This window comes from Streptomyces sp. A0642 (assembly GCF_004795105.1).
GTDB lineage: Bacteria > Actinomycetota > Actinomycetes > Streptomycetales > Streptomycetaceae > Streptomyces.
In genome coordinates, this window is record NZ_SSBL01000005.1 from 320,277 (window position 1) to 334,396 (window position 14,120).

At 72.5% G+C, this 14,120-nt stretch carries 10 protein-coding genes; 6 read left to right on the forward strand and 4 right to left on the reverse strand.

Annotation, left to right across the window (positions count from 1 at the left end; all coding sequences use genetic code 11):
* Window positions 1-41: 41 nt before the first annotated feature.
* The 3 genes from E6R60_RS13090 to E6R60_RS13100 all read left to right on the forward strand — a co-directional run bounded on the left by E6R60_RS13090 (window position 42) and on the right by E6R60_RS13100 (window position 3,350).
* Entirely contained in the window at window positions 42-1,046 is a 1,005-nt protein-coding gene (locus E6R60_RS13090; RefSeq protein ID WP_136326665.1) for an NADP-dependent oxidoreductase, read from the forward strand.
* A 31-nt stretch (window positions 1,047-1,077) separates the two neighbouring features.
* Window positions 1,078-1,329, forward strand: coding sequence for a DUF2630 family protein (locus tag E6R60_RS13095; RefSeq protein WP_136326666.1), 252 nt, complete (start codon window positions 1,078-1,080; stop codon window positions 1,327-1,329).
* Between the two features lie 119 nt (window positions 1,330-1,448).
* The gene (locus E6R60_RS13100) at window positions 1,449-3,350 is read left to right on the forward strand and encodes an FUSC family protein (RefSeq protein ID WP_240802540.1); all 1,902 of its coding nucleotides are present in this window, start codon (window positions 1,449-1,451) and stop codon (window positions 3,348-3,350) included.
* A 62-nt stretch (window positions 3,351-3,412) separates the two neighbouring features.
* Here the strand turns inward: E6R60_RS13100 and E6R60_RS13105 are convergent, their stop codons facing one another.
* The gene (locus E6R60_RS13105) at window positions 3,413-3,820 is read right to left on the reverse strand and encodes a S4 domain-containing protein (protein ID WP_136326667.1); all 408 of its coding nucleotides are present in this window, start codon (window positions 3,818-3,820) and stop codon (window positions 3,413-3,415) included.
* A gap of 340 nt (window positions 3,821-4,160) precedes the next feature.
* Between E6R60_RS13105 and E6R60_RS13110 the strand changes: the two genes are divergently transcribed.
* The gene (locus tag E6R60_RS13110) at window positions 4,161-5,648 is read left to right on the forward strand and encodes a VWA domain-containing protein (RefSeq protein ID WP_206309401.1); all 1,488 of its coding nucleotides are present in this window, start codon (window positions 4,161-4,163) and stop codon (window positions 5,646-5,648) included.
* A gap of 181 nt (window positions 5,649-5,829) precedes the next feature.
* Window positions 5,830-7,443 carry a methionine--tRNA ligase gene (gene metG / locus E6R60_RS13120; RefSeq protein ID WP_136326668.1) on the forward strand — a complete coding sequence of 538 codons (1,614 nt, stop codon included), beginning with the start codon at window positions 5,830-5,832 and terminating at the stop codon, window positions 7,441-7,443.
* A 292-nt stretch (window positions 7,444-7,735) separates the two neighbouring features.
* On the opposite strand, the gene E6R60_RS13125 is transcribed toward metG, so the two are convergent.
* Together E6R60_RS13125 and aspS are read right to left on the reverse strand one after the other, a co-directional pair.
* A complete protein-coding gene (locus E6R60_RS13125; RefSeq protein WP_136326669.1) occupies window positions 7,736-8,578 on the reverse strand; it encodes a L,D-transpeptidase family protein in 843 nt (280 codons plus the stop codon).
* Between the two features lie 309 nt (window positions 8,579-8,887).
* Window positions 8,888-10,705 carry an aspartate--tRNA ligase gene (gene aspS, locus E6R60_RS13130; RefSeq protein ID WP_136326670.1) on the reverse strand — a complete coding sequence of 606 codons (1,818 nt, stop codon included), beginning with the start codon at window positions 10,703-10,705 and terminating at the stop codon, window positions 8,888-8,890.
* A gap of 151 nt (window positions 10,706-10,856) precedes the next feature.
* Between aspS and E6R60_RS13135 the strand changes: the two genes are divergently transcribed.
* Window positions 10,857-12,953 carry a SpoIIE family protein phosphatase gene (locus E6R60_RS13135; RefSeq protein WP_136326671.1) on the forward strand — a complete coding sequence of 699 codons (2,097 nt, stop codon included), beginning with the start codon at window positions 10,857-10,859 and terminating at the stop codon, window positions 12,951-12,953.
* Window positions 12,954-13,018: 65 nt separating this feature from the next.
* Here E6R60_RS13135 and E6R60_RS13140 read toward each other — a convergent pair whose 3' ends face one another.
* On the reverse strand, window positions 13,019-14,107 hold the full coding sequence (locus tag E6R60_RS13140) for an AI-2E family transporter (RefSeq protein WP_136326672.1): 1,089 nt from the start codon (window positions 14,105-14,107) through the stop codon (window positions 13,019-13,021).
* Between the last annotated feature and the right edge of the window lie 13 nt (window positions 14,108-14,120).

Below are 14,120 nucleotides of genomic sequence, written 5' to 3' on the forward strand. Positions count from 1 at the left end.
GAGTGGAGGGTGACTGCCGGGGCGAATGGGAGGTCGTACGTATGCGAGCCGTCGCCGTCGGCACACCGTGGGCCGCCCCCGCCCTGGTCGAGCTCCCCAAGCCGGACCCGGCGCCCGGCGAGCTCCGGGTGCGGATCGAGTACGCCTCGCTCAACCCGCACGACCGGCAGCTCGCGACCGGCGCCAGGGAGGGGCTCCCGGAAGGACTCGCGGAGGGACGGGCGCCCCGGGTCTTCCCGCTGGTCGTCGGCGTGGACTACGCGGGCCGGGTGGACATGATCGGCAGCGGCGAGAACCGTTTCCGGGTCGGGGACCACGTCTTCGGCCGGGTCGGCGGGCCGGCAGCAGACGGGCGGGCGGTCGGGGGGACGTACTGCGAGTACGTCTGCGTACCGCAGGACTCCGCCCTCGCGCTCATCCCGCCCGGCCTGGACGCCCGGCTCGCGGCCGCGCTGCCGTCCGCGGGGATGGCCGCCGCGCAGATCCTGGAGGCGGTGTCGCCACGAGGCCACGAAAGTCTGCTGGTCGTCGGCGCGGCGGGCGGGGTCGGCAGCTGTCTGACCCAGCTCGCCAGGGCGCGGGACGTGCGCGTGATCGCGGCGGTGCGCGGGGACGAGCGGGCCAGGATGGGGTCGCTCGGCGCCGTCGCCACGATCGACGTCACGGACGGCCCGGCGGCCGACGCGATACGGGCGGCCTGCCCGGACGGCGTCGACGCGCTGGCGGACCTGGCCTCCGCCACCCCGGAGGCGTTCGGCGCGTACGCGGCGGCGCTCCGGCCGGGCGGCCTCGCGCTCTCCACCCGCGGCGTCGCCGCGGGGGCGGTGCTCCCCGCCGGCGTGCGCGGTGTCGACTTCCGGCTCGACCCGAGCCCGGTCCTGCTCGACGTGCTGGCCGCGGGCGCCGCGGACGGCATCCTGCGCGTCCCCATCGACGCCGAACTCACTCTGGAACAGGCTCCGCAGGCCCTGGACCCGGACCGCACCCGGGCCGGCGGAGCACGCGGCAAGACGGTCATCGTGCTCAGAAGGCACGGGCCTCACTGACATCCGGTACGCCTGGAAGAAGGAACACGTCATGGACGAGCAGGAGCGGGACATCATCGGCAGCATCGACGGACTCGTCGCGGAGGAACGCGCCCTGCGCGACCGCGGGGGACGCGAACCGGGCCTGACCACCGAGGAGAAGGCACGCTTGCGTACCGTGGAGGTCCGACTCGATCAGTGCTGGGATCTGCTGCGGCAGCGCCGGGCGCTGAGCGAGTTCGGCGAGGACCCGTCACAGGCCCGGGTCCGCCCGGCCCACGAGGTCGAGGATTATCGAAGCTGACCACTGAGCGGCGGGCTGACCGCTGAGTGGCGGAGGGGGACGCATTGACCGACAGCGGGAGCGACGGATCCAGCCCCGTCCCCACCGTGGCGCAGCGGCGGGGGACGCCGCCCGTCTGGCTGCGTTACGGCCTGCGCCCCCTGCCCACGCCCATCCCCTGGGCCGCCGTCGCGCGCGCGGGTGTCGGCCTGGCCGTGCCGCTCGCCGTCGGATTCGCCGCCGACCGGCCGGCGTACGGGGCGCTGGTCTCCATGGGCGCCCTCTCCGGCGTCATCGGCGACACCGCGGACGCGTACCGCATGCGTGTCCTCAACATCGCGGTGCCGCAACTGTTCGGCGCCCTCGGCATCATGGCCGGCACCCTCGTGTACGGGAACGGCTGGGCGGCCGTCGCCGTGCTCACGGTCATCGGCCTCGTCTCCGGGATGATGTCGACGATCGGGGCGGTCGCCTCCGTGTCGGGGCTGCTGCTCCTGCTCAACTCCGTGGTCGGCGCCGGGCTTCCGCTGCCGGACCCGTGGTGGGTCGCACCCCTGCTGCTGACGCTCGGCGGTCTGTTCGTCCTCGCCCTGTCGCTGCTGGCCTGGCCGTTGCGCCGGAAGCTGCCCGAACGGGTCGCGGTCACCCGCACCTACTTCGCCGTCGCCGATCTGCTCGCCGCCGCGGGGACCGACGCGTACGAGGAGAAGCGGCAGGCCGTCACGGACTCCCTCAACAACTCCTACGACCTGGTCCTCGCCCGCCGAGCCCGCTACCACGGCCGCAGCGGCACGCTGGTGCGGCTGCTGTCCCAGCTCAACGTCGTCATCCCGCTGGTCGAGGCGGCGCCCGCGGTGCACGTACGGCGGCTTCCGCTGCCGGACGCCATCCCGGCGGCGGTACGGCGCCTGGCGACGGACGTGGCGGAGGGCTGCACCGGCGGCACCGCACCGGACCTGCCGGCCCCGGACTCGCCCGCCACCCGGGCGGTCGACAGCGCCCTGCGCCACGCCGTCATGGTCGTCCACAAGGCCGAGCCCGACCCGTACAACGTGGACGACCGGCTCGGCCGGCCGGCGGCCCTCGGCGTACGCGTCCGGCGCGCCGCCCGCAACGTCCTGCTCTGCGGGTCCTCGTGGCGGTACGGGCTGCGCCTGGCGCTGTGCATCGGACTCGCCCAGGCGCTGACCTCGCTGATCGACGTGCCGCGCTCCTACTGGGTGGCGCTGACCGTCACCTTCGTGCTCAAGCCGGACTTCGGCTCGGTGTTCTCGCGGGCCGTGCTGCGCGCCGTGGGCACGGCCGCGGGGCTCGTCATCGCCGCCCCGGTGCTGGCGGAGGTGCCGATCGGCTGGTGGGACGTGCCGGTGATGGTCCTGCTGGCGGCGCTGATCCCGGCGCTCACGGCGAAGGGGTACGCCTTCCAGACCGCCGCCATCACGCCGGTCATCCTGCTCCTGTCGGACCTGCTGAACCATCAGGGCGTCCACCTGGTCTGGCCGCGCTTCCTGGACAGCCTGATCGGCTGCGCCATCGTGCTGGTCGCCGGTTATCTGCTGTGGCCGGAGAGCTGGCACGCCCGGATCGGCAGCCGTCTGGCCGACGCCGTCACGGACATCGCGGACTACGTGGGGTACGCGTTCGAGCCGGGCGGCGACGGCGACCGGGCGGAACGGGTCCGCGCCCGCCGCCGCATCTACCGTGATCTGTCGTCCGTACGCTCCGAGTTCCAGCGCGCCCTGACCGAGCCGCCCCCGACCGGGACGCGCGCCGCCGCGTGGTGGCCGCTGGTCGTGGCCGTGGAACGCATCGTGGACGCCACGACGGCGGCCCGGGTACGCGTCAACCACGGCGCCCCGGAACCCGAACCGGCGGAAGTGGCCACCGTCCAGGCCCAGCTCCGCGGACTGGCCGAGGGGCTGCGGGCGAGCGAGGTCCTCGTGGCGGTACGCGCCGAACTCCCCGGGGACGAGGAGGGCGTCCTCGCGCCCCTGCGCCAGGAGGTGGCGGCGGCTCGGGCCATCGCCTCACCGGAGCCGTAGGTGCTGCCGCCCCCGGGAAGCAACCCCCCGGGGGCGCCCGCCACGCCCGCGCGGCGCGCCCGTCACTCCGTCGGGTCGGGACCCGCGCCCCGCAGCCGGTCCATCTCGCGCCGGTCCCGCTTCGTCGGCCGCCCCGCGCCCCGGTCCCGGACCGGAACCTGGATCGCGGCCTCGCGCGGCGGCGGGGGAGGGCTGTTGTCGATGAAGCACTCCGCCGCGACCGGCGGCCCCACCCGCTTCTTCACGATCTTCGATACGACGACGATCCGGTCCCGGCCCGCGTGCCGCAGCCTCACCTCGTCGCCGACGTGCAACGCCTGGGCCGGCTTGGCCCGCTCGCCCGCGACCTTCACATGACCCGCACGGCAGGCGGCCGCGGCCTGCGCACGCGTCTTCGTGAGCCGGACCGACCAGATCCAGACATCGACCCGAACGCTGCCCGCCGCCTGCGGCGCCTCACCGGAAACCATGGGTCCGACTCTAAGGGCTGTCCCGCAATTCCTGGCGGGACAGCCCTTAGTGCGGCGCGGGCGCCGGAGGCCGGACGAAGTCCCCGCCCACCTCGGCGGGAGAGGCGGTCGCGCCGCTCCCGCCTGCACGTCCCCGTCACCGTCAGCACTCTTGTCGCATCTGCTGATAACAGACAACGGGACTCGATCCGGAATCAGTTGGGGATCGGTTGTCCCGCAGGCGGGCCGCGCCGACGATGGGCCGGATCCGGCCGCTAACCTTACGTATCCGCCCTGGCCAGGGATCAATTCCCGCAGTACGGACATTCATCGCACCCAACTCATGCGAAAGGCCTCGCCCATGGGCATTCGGAGCTTGCTGCGCAAGGTGTTCGGCCGTGACCGCACGGAGCAGGACGAGCCGGCCACGGCCACGGTCCCGCCCCAGGGCGAGCGCACCCGGGCCACGGAGCCGGAGTCGGTGACGGTGGACGAGCCGGTTGCGCAGACCGAGTCGACGCCCGGCCCCGCCCCGGCCGCCAAGGCCTCGGTGCCGGCCCCGGCTTCTTCGGAGTCGGCCCGGACCACCCCGTCCCGCACCACGACGTCCGGCAGCACGGGCGAGAGCGGGCTGGCGGCGGACCTGGTGGCCGAGGCCTTCGACAAGGCCGCCGCCGCGCCCACCCCCAAGGCCGCGCCCACGGTCCCGTCCCAGGGCTCGGGCTCCCGGACGAAGCCGAAGGCCGCCGAGCCGGTGGCGCCCGCTGAGCCCGCGAAGGCCGCCGAGCCGGCGGAAGCAACGGAGCCCGCGGAGCCCGTGAAGGCCGCGGACGCAGCGGAGCCCGTGAAGACCGCTGAGCCCGCGAAGGCCGTGGAGACGCCGGCGGAGACCCCGGCCACCGCTGCCGAGGCCGAGCCGCAGGCCCCCGACGAGGCCCCCACCGAGGTCCCGGCCGTCGAGACCGAGCCCGAAGCGCCCCTCGCCGTGGAACCGGAACCGGTCACCGCCGAGGCCGCCCCCGAGCCCCTCACCATCGACCTGGACCCGGAACCGGAACCGGAACCGGTCGCCGCGGCCGCAGAGCCCGCGCCCGTACCCGAGGCCGAGCCCGCACCGGCCGCCTCTGCCCCGGCAGCCCCGGCCGCCCCCGCAGCCCCCGCAGCCCCCGCTGGCAAGCCCGCGCTCACGCTCGCCAAGGTCAAGGCCAGTGCGCCCGAGCTCGTGGGTCCGTACAAGGCCGCCCAGGCCGCGCTCAAGGCGCACGGGCTCACCGGGCTTCGCGCCACCGTCTACCTGGTCCTCGACCGTTCCGGCTCCATGCGGCCGTTCTACAAGGACGGCAGCGCCCAGCACCTGGGCGACCGCACGCTCGCGCTCGCCGCGCACCTCGACGAGAGCGCCACTGTCCAGGTCGTCTTCTTCTCGACGGAGATCGACGGCACCGGCACGGTCGGGCTGGACGGGCACGAGGGCCGCATCGACGAGCTGAACGCGGGTCTCGGACGGCTCGGCCGGACGAACTACCACCACGCCGTCGAAGAGGTCGTCGCGCACTACGAGAAGTCCGGGGCCACCGGGCCGGCGCTGGTGATCTTCCAGACGGACGGCCCGCCGGACGTCAAGCAGGCCGCCCGCCAGGCCCTGACGGACGCGGCACGGCTGCCGCTGTTCTTCCAGTTCGTCGCGTTCGGCGACGAGGACGCGAAGGGCTTCGACTTCCTGCGGAAGCTGGACGCCCCGAACGCCGGCTTCTTCCACGCCGGCCCCGCCCCGCGCGAGGTCGCGGACGCCGCCTTCTACCGCGAGGCGCTCGCCGCGCTGCCCGCCTGGGTCGCCGCCCAGGCCTGATCCACCGGCCGGCGTACGGTCACGGCGAGCCCGCCCTCCGGGCCCGGCGGCGCCGTGACCGTACCGCCGTGCGCCACGGCGGCAGAACGTACGAGCGAAAGCTCCGGGCCCGAGCCCTTCCCGGCCGCTCCCGGGTTTATCGGTGTGAGGGGATCTCCCCCGGACCGTTAGGATTTCGCCCATGGCGGCCACTGGATCCGAGAAGCAAGGGGGCGACGGCGTGAAGAGTTTCTACGTATCGACCCCCATCTACTACGTCAACGACGCTCCTCACCTGGGCCACGCCTACACGACCGTCGCAGGCGACGTGCTCTCCCGCTGGCACCGCCAGCGCGGCGAGAAGGTGTGGTACCTCACCGGCACGGACGAGCACGGTCAGAAGATCATGCGCACGGCCGAGGCGAACAACGTCACGCCCCAGGCGTGGTGCGACAAGCTCGTCGAGGAGGCGTGGAAGCCCCTCTGGGAGCACCTGAACATCGCCAACGACGACTTCATCCGTACGACGGAGAAGCGGCACACCGATCGTGTGCAGGAGTTCGTGCAGGACCTGTACGACAAGGGCGAGATCTACAAGGGCGGCTACGAGGGCCCTTACTGCGTGGGCTGCGAGGAGTACAAGCTCCCCGGCGATCTGGTGGAGGACGAGGACGGCGTCAAGCTGTGCCCGATCCACAAGAAGCCGGTGGAGATCCTCAAGGAGGAGAACTACTTCTTCAAGCTCAGCGAGTACGGCCCGAAGCTGCTGGAGTTCTACGCGGCCAACCCGGGCTTCGTGCAGCCGGAGTCCGCGCGCAACGAGATCGTGAACTTCGTCAAGCAGGGCCTCCAGGACCTGTCGATCTCCCGCTCGACGTTCGACTGGGGTGTCCCGGTCCCGTGGGACGACAAGCACGTCATCTACGTGTGGGTCGACGCGCTGCTCAACTACGCGACGGCGGTCGGCTACGGCGCCAACCAGGAGAAGTTCGACGGTACGTTCCCGGCGAACGTGCACCTGATCGGCAAGGACATCCTGCGCTTCCACTCGGTCATCTGGCCGGCCATGCTGATGGCGCAGGGCCTGCCGCTGCCCGGCAAGGTCGTCGCCAACGGCTGGCTCATGGTCGGCGGCGAGAAGATGTCGAAGTCGAACCTGACCGGCATCAAGCCGCAGGACCTGACCTCGCACTTCGGCGTGGACGCCTACCGCTGGTACTTCCTGCGGGCCATCGCGTACGGCAGTGACGGTTCGTTCTCCTGGGAGGACTTCACCGCCCGTTACACCTCGGAGCTCGCCAACGACTACGGCAACCTGGCCTCCCGCCTCGCCGCCATGGTCGGCAAGTACTACGGCGGCACGCTCCCCGAGGCCACGGCCGCGGGCGAGCCGGAGCAGGCGGTCCAGGACGGCCTGGCCAAGGCCGTCGCCACGGCCGACCGGAAGATCGGCGACCAGCTGGACTTCCAGGGCGGCATCCTCGCGGTCTTCGACTTCGTGAAGCAGGTCAACGGCTACATCACGGAGCAGGAGCCGTGGAAGGTCGCCAAGGACGAGTCGCCGGAGGGCAAGGCCCGCCTCGCGACGATCCTGTACACGGCCGCCGAGGCGCTGCGCGGTGTCGCGGTCCTGCTGAACTCCGTCATGCCGGACACCTCGCAGAAGCTGTGGGAGTCCCTGGGCGCCGAGGAGTCCCTGGGCGCGCTGTCCGACCAGCGCCTGCAGGACGCGGCCACGTGGGGCAGGCTGCCGGCGGGCGCGACGGTGACGAAGGGCGCGGTGCTGTTCCCCCGCCTGGAGGAGAAGCCGGCGTAACGGCTGTCCGTACGAGGGAGGGGCGGGACCGTTTTCGGTCCCGCCCCTCCCTCGTTGCTCAGGTCGGCGGATCCAGTCCGCAGCGGTCCGGTGTCCAGCTCGAAGCCCGCCGGATCAGGAAGCCGCACCGGCCGGCCGAGCGGCCCGGTCACGCCCGGCTCGTCCCGCACCCCGTCGGGCGGCGAGCGCACCTTGACCTGACAGGGTCTCGCGGTCGACAGGCGGGCAGCGCCCCGTCGGGATCGGCCGGGCAGGTCCGGATCACGCTCGGCCGCCCCGGTTCACGGGGCTTTCAGCGGCTCAGCGACGCCGCGTCCCCCATCACGATGACGGGCTCCGCCGCCGGGTCGAGCGCGGTCAGCAGTTCCTTCATCCGGTCCTCGGTGACCGAGACGCAGCCCTGGGTGGGGCCGCCGTGGTCCACGTGGATCCAGATGCCCCCGCCGCGTTCGCCGCCGAGCGGGCGGGTGTGGTCCAGCGGGGAGGTCCCGGGGACGCGGTTGTAGTCGATGGCGATGACGTAGTCGAAGGAGCCCTCCAGCGGCTCGCCGTGGAAGCCCTCGCCCTCCACCCTGAAGTCCGGGCTCAGGTCGTACGGGAAGGAGGTGGCCGGAGGTTCGAGGCGGCCGCCCGCCGCGGTCAGGGTGAAGACGCCGACCGGTGAGCGCAGATCGCCCTCGTAGTGCTCGGCCGTCCAGCCGTTCAGGGCGTTGTGGGCCGGCCAGGGGGCAAGCGCCGGCCGCCAGCCGACGGCCGGGTCGTCCCGGGTGTAGAGCACGGCCGTGGAGCGGTTGGAGTCCGCCGACTCCCCGGTGACGACGAACGCCTGACGGGTCCCGGCCGGGATCTGCGCCCGGGTCCGCGGCCCCAGCCCGGGGATCTCCCGCGGCGGGGCCGGGGGCGGCGGCACGGCGGTACGGGACTGCGCGGGTGCGCGGGATGCGGCGGGTGCCCCCGGCGCGCCGGCCGCGCCGGGCGGTCCCGGTACGCCGGTGGCGGTCGCGGCCCTCATGGTGGCGTCGTTCCCGTCCATGCCGGTGAGGGAGCCCGCGCCGCATCCGGCCAGCAGGAGGAGGAAGGCGGCGCAGACGACGTACGGGAGGCGCAGCGGAACGCGCGAACGGGGCACGGGCACGGAGGGCTCCTCAGCGGTAGGTGGCCGGGCGCGGGGCTCTGCGGACACGGGCCGGGGTCCGCGCGGCGCCGGGGTCGGCCCAGGCAGTCTTTGCCGCAGCCGGGGCCCGTCAATCCGGCACCGGGGCCATCCGGGTCTCACCGTTCGGGTGATTCGTGTACTTGTATGCGCGCAGCCATCTGTCCATGGCAGTGCGAAGGGCCCGGATCCGGGGTGGCGGCCGGAACCGGACGTGCGGCGGACATGGAACAGCCCCCGGCGGGTGGGCCGGGGGCTGTTTCACGTGAAACCGAATCGGGACCGCTGACGCTACTTCGCGCCGGTGTCCCTCGCGACGGAGTCCTTGGCCTCAGCCTTCTCCTTGGCCGGCGCGACCGGCTTGCGGAGCTGGATGTTCAGCTCGCGCAGGCGGGTCTCGTCCAGCTCGCTCGGGGCGCCCATCATCAGGTCCTGGGCGTTGCCGTTGAGCGGGAACGCGATCGTCTCGCGGATGTTGGGCTCATCGGCCAGCAGCATCACGATGCGGTCGACTCCGGGGGCGATGCCACCGTGCGGCGGGGCGCCGAGGCGGAACGCGCGCAGCATGCCCGCGAACTCCCGCTCGACGGTCTCCGCCTCGTAACCGGCGATCTCGAAGGCCTTCAGCATGACCTCGGGCTCGTGGTTGCGGATGGCGCCGGAGGACAGCTCGATGCCGTTGCAGACGATGTCGTACTGCCACGCCAGGATGTCGAGCGGGTCCTTCTCCTCCAGGTCCTTCATGCCGCCCTGGGGCATGGAGAACGGGTTGTGCGAGAAGTCGATCTTGCCGGTCTCCTCGTCCTTCTCGTACATCGGGAAGTCGACGATCCAGCAGAACCGGAAGACGCCCTCCTCGAAGTGGCCGGAGCGCTTGGCGGCCTCGACACGGACGACGGACATGATCTTGGAGACCTCGTCGAACTCGCCCGCGCCGAAGAAGACCGCGTGGCCGGGGACGAGGGACAGACGCTCGGTGAGGGTCTTGATGTCCGCCTCGGTGAGGAACTTGGCGATCGGACCCGCCAGCGTGCCGTCCTCGCCGACGCGGACCCAGGCGAGGCCCTTGGCGCCGTGCTCGACCGCGTACGCGCCGAGGCCGTCGAAGAACTTCCGGGACTGGCCCGCGGTGTCCGGCACCGGCAGGGCACGGACGTGCTTGCCGGCGAAGGCCTTGAACTCCGAGTCCGCGAAGATGTCGGAGATGTCGACGAGCTCCAGCTGGGCCCGCAGGTCCGGCTTGTCGTTGCCGTACTTCAGCATCGACTCGCGGAACGGGATGCGCGGGAACGGCGAGGTGACGTGGCGGCCGTTGCCGTACTCCTCGAAGAGCTCGGTCATGAGCTTCTCGATCGGCTGGAAGACGTCCTCCTGCTCGACGAACGACATCTCGACGTCGAGCTGGTAGAACTCGCCCGGCGAGCGGTCGGCGCGGGCGTCCTCGTCACGGAAGCACGGCGCGATCTGGAAGTAGCGGTCGAAGCCGGAGATCATCAGCAGCTGCTTGAACTGCTGCGGGGCCTGCGGAAGGGCGTAGAACTTGCCCGGGTTCAGCCGGGAGGGGACCACGAAGTCGCGGGCGCCCTCGGGGGACGTCGCGGCGAGGATCGGGGTCGCCATCTCGTTGAAGCCGAGCGCCACCATCTTGGAGCGGATGGAGGCGATGACCGACGAGCGCAGCATGATGTTGCGGTGCATGCGCTCACGGCGCAGGTCGAGGAAGCGGTACTCCAGGCGCCGCTCCTCGTTGACCCCGTCCTCGGCGTTGATCGTGAAGGGCAGCGGGGCGGCCTGGCCGAGCACCTCGACCTCGGTGACCTCGATCTCGATCTCGCCGGTCGCCAGCTCCGGGTTCACGTTGTCCGCGCCGCGGGCGGAGACCTTGCCGTCGATCCGTACGACGGTCTCCTTGGTCAGCTTCGCCAGGGCCTCGTTGCCGGGGGTGCCGGGACGGGCGACGAGCTGCACCAGGCCGTAGTGGTCGCGCAGATCGATGAAGAGGATGCCACCCAGGTCTCGGCGATTGTGCAGCCAGCCGCTCAGCCGGACGTCGGTGCCGACGTCAGAGGCGCGGAGCTCGCCGCAGGTGTGGGACCTGTACCGATGCATCGTCGTTCATCCAGTCTTCGCGGTTGGGGATGATTCAGCCACCCCAGGCTACCGCCCGCGACCGGACCGGTTCATTGTCTTTGCCCCTGTCAAGATCGTCGGCGGCCTCTCGGCGCTGCCCCATAGACGCAACCCGGTTTAAAGTGGGGCAATGCGCACCGAGGAGGTACTGGCCGCGACCGCGACCGGTCTTTGGCGCTGGGACAACCGGGCCGGGACAGTGACCCTCGACGCGGAAGCGGCCCGGCTGCTGGAGCTGCCCGCCGAGCCCGGCGTCTTCCGTGAGCCGGAGGTGCGCTCGCGCTTCCATCCCGTCGACTGGAACGAGATCTACGGGGTGGTGAACCTCGCCGTCGCCGAGGGCACACTCGCCGAGGCCAGGCTGCGGATCGTGGACGAGCAGGGCCGGGTGCTGCGGACCGTGCGCAGCCGCTCCAAGCCGCTCGCACACGAGGAGGGCTGCCAGGAGTCGGACTACGTGCTGGTCGGCACCCTTCAGGAGGTCGCCGAACCGCAGCCCGGCACCACCGGGGCGCACACCCCGATCACCGGCGACTGGCGGCGCTCCCGCGAGGCGTTCCTGCTGGACGCGGGACGGGCGCTGGCCGAGGCCCGCTCGACGGCGGAGGTGCTGCGGGTGGCCTACTCGCTCTCGATGCCGGGCTTCTCACCGGACGGGCTGGCCGTGTTCGGGGTCGAGGGGGAACGGCTGACGATCATCGGGCACCACGGGCACAACATGGGCGACGACGGCCCCTTCAGCGACATGCCTCTGGAGACCGACTACCCGGCCGCCGAGGTCGTACGGACCGGGCGGGCGGTCTACCTGCCCTCGCCCGACGACTACCGCGACCGCTACCCGGCCACCTGGCCGCTGGCCCGGCGGTTCGGTCGCCGGTCCTGGGCCTTCCTGCCGCTGATCGTGGCGGGACGCACGATGGGCACCTGGATGGCCGGATTCCGGCATCCGGTCTCCTTCTCGCCGGACGAGCGCTCGGTGTTGACGACCGTGGCCCGGATGCTCGCCCAGGCACTCGCCCGGGCGGGGGTCGCCGAGACGGAGCGGGAGCTGTCGCTGGGGCTCCAGCGCTCGATGATGCCGTCCCTGGGGCCCGACATCCCGGGGATGACGGTGGCCGCCCGCTACGTCCCGACCGGGGGCGGCCTCCAGGTCGGCGGCGACTGGTACGACATGATCCCGCTCCCCAACGGCCGCATCGCCCTCGTCATCGGCGACGTCCAGGGCCACGACGTGCGGGCCGCGGGTCTGATGGGCCAGCTGCGGATCGCCCTGCGCGCGTACGCCTCCGAGGGGCACCCTCCGGACGCGGTGCTCTCCCGCGCCTCGCGCTTCCTGTCCGGCCTCACGGACGCGCACGAGGACGGCGACGAGCCGGAGACACGCTTCGCGACCTGTCTGTACGCGGAGGCGGACCCGGAGACCGGCACCCTCGACATCGCACGGGCCGGCCATCCCGACCCCGTGGTCATGACCGGAGACGGGACCGCCGTGATCCGCCGGACCGAGGGCGGCCTGCCGCTCGGCGTCGAGGCCGCCGCGGACTATCCGGCGACCCGGATCACGCTGGGGGCCGGAGAAACGATCATGCTGTGCACCGACGGGCTGATCGAGACCGGCGGGCACGACCTGGCCACCGGCTGGGTGCGGCTCAGGCCGATCCTGGAACGCCACAACGGCGATCTGGAGAAGCTCGCGGACGAGCTGGTGGAGGCCGTTCACGGCCCTCCCTCGCACTACACGACGGGGCCGCTCGCCGACCGCCGCGAGGACGACATCGCGCTCCTGCTGCTGCGCCGGGAGGCCTCCACGGCGCACCCGGCCGCGCCCCGGCGGACCGTGCTGACCATCGCCCAGGCCGAACCGGAGCGGATCGCCGCGGCCCGGACGCTGCTGCGCGAGATGCTGCACGACTGGGCGGACCCCGAGCAGGTCGACTCGGCCGTGCTGATGCTGTCCGAGATGGCCACGAACGTGCTGGTGCACACGGACGGCGACGCCCTGATGGCCGCCCAGGCGACCGGCGAGCGCGGGGAGCGGCGGCTGCGGGTCGAGGTGTCCGACGGCAGCGACGAACTGCCCCACAAGCGGCGGCCCGGCGAGATGGCTTCCAGCGGCCGGGGGCTGGTGCTGATGGAGATGCTCGCCGACGCCTGGGGGGTGGATCCGCGGGGCTCGGGGAAGTCGATCTGGTTCGAGCTGTACGAGTCGTCGGACCCGGTGCCGTAGGAGAAACGGCGTACGCCTCTACGACGCGGCCGGCGCCCCGGACGGGCCTTCGGAGCCGTACGCCTCTACGACGGGGACGACGCCCCGGGCGGGCCGTCGGGCTCCTCCGGGGACGCGAGGCGGCCCTCGCGCAGTTCGCCGATGATGCCGAAGGCGGCGGCGGACAACGGGACCGCGAGGAGCATCCCCAGCAGTCCCGCCACGCTCGCCCCCGCGGTCAGCGCGATCATGACCATCGCGGGGTGCATCTGCACGGTCCTGCTCTGGATCACCGGCTGCAGGACATGCCCTTCCAGCACCTGGACGGCGAGGACGACTCCGAGGGCCCAGAGCGCGATCACCAGCCCCCGGTCCGCCAGCGCGACGAGCACCGCGACGGCGCCGGAGATGAAGGCGCCGAGATACGGGATGTAGGCGCCGACGAAGACCAGCGCGCCCAGCCCCACCGCGCCGGGCACTTTGAGGATCAGCAGTCCGACGGTGATGCAGACCGCGTCGATCAGCGCGATGACCGTGGTCCCGCGCATGAACCCCTCGACGGCCTCGAACGCCCTGCGCCCCATCGCCTCGACCAGGTCTCCGGCGCCGCGCGGGGCGACGGCGTGCGCGAGGTGCGCGGCGCGGTCGGAGTCGCGCAGGAAGAAGAAGGTCAGCAGCAGCGCCAGGACACTGGTGGCGACGAGCGAGCCGAGCAGGCTGATGCCGCTGAGGAGCCCTCCCGCGGCGCTCGCGCCGAACTTCTCGAAGAGGTTCCCGGCGTTGGAGGCGAGGTGGTCGACGTTCGCGCCGTCCGCGACCCCGAAGTGGTCGATGACCCACTGGGCCGAGTCCTTGAGCGAGCGGACGATCTGGTCGCCGGTGTCCACGAGCGCGGTGACCACGATGTATCCCGCGCCGCCCACCACCGCGACGAGCAGGGCGCAGGTGAAGCCCGCGGCCGCCGAACGGTTCACGCCGTGCGCCGTCATCCGCCGGTGGACCGGGCCGAGCAGGGCCGTACCGAGCAGGGCGAGGAGGACCGGGGTGACGGCGGTCTTGAGGGTGGCGCACAGCCAGATGACGACCCCCGCGACGCCGGCCACCAGCAGGAGGACTCCGCACCAGGCGGCCGTGCGCCGGGCGGCGTCGGGCAGGAGGGGCTTCGGGGTCTGCACCCTCTCACCCGAC